The sequence below is a fragment of the Mesocryomonas lacus genome (genome assembly GCF_055730135.2).
In genome coordinates this window covers 1-302 of the sequence record NZ_JBUZWE020000077.1, presented here as the reverse complement: position 1 = coordinate 302, position 302 = coordinate 1, and the positions used below count along the sequence as shown (strand labels likewise).

Annotated in this window: 1 protein-coding gene; it reads right to left on the bottom strand. The window is 60.9% G+C overall.

Annotated elements, in window-relative coordinates; translation table 11 throughout:
* A partial coding sequence (locus ACZLZY_RS25005; protein ID WP_472936657.1) for a PAS domain-containing protein occupies nucleotides 1-302 on the bottom strand: 302 nt, incomplete at both ends.

The window sequence follows — 302 nt, the reverse complement described above, 5'->3', positions numbered from 1 at the left end:
AGAAGCTCGTCGGCCTCGCGCCGCTCCGTCAGGTCGCGGGTGATCTTCGCGAAACCGAGAAGCTTTCCATCACGTGTCCAGATAGGATCGATGACGACATTCGCCCAGAAACGGCTGCCATCCTTGCGATACCGCCAGCCCTCCGTTCCGAAGCGACCCTCGGTCTCGGCAGTCCGGAGAGCAGCCTCGGGAACTCCGGCTTTGCGGTCTTCCTCGCCGTAGAAGCGGGAAAAGTTCTGCCCGAGAATCTCTTCCCGCTTGTAGCCCTTGAAACGTTCAGCGCCGGCATTCCAACTCGAGAC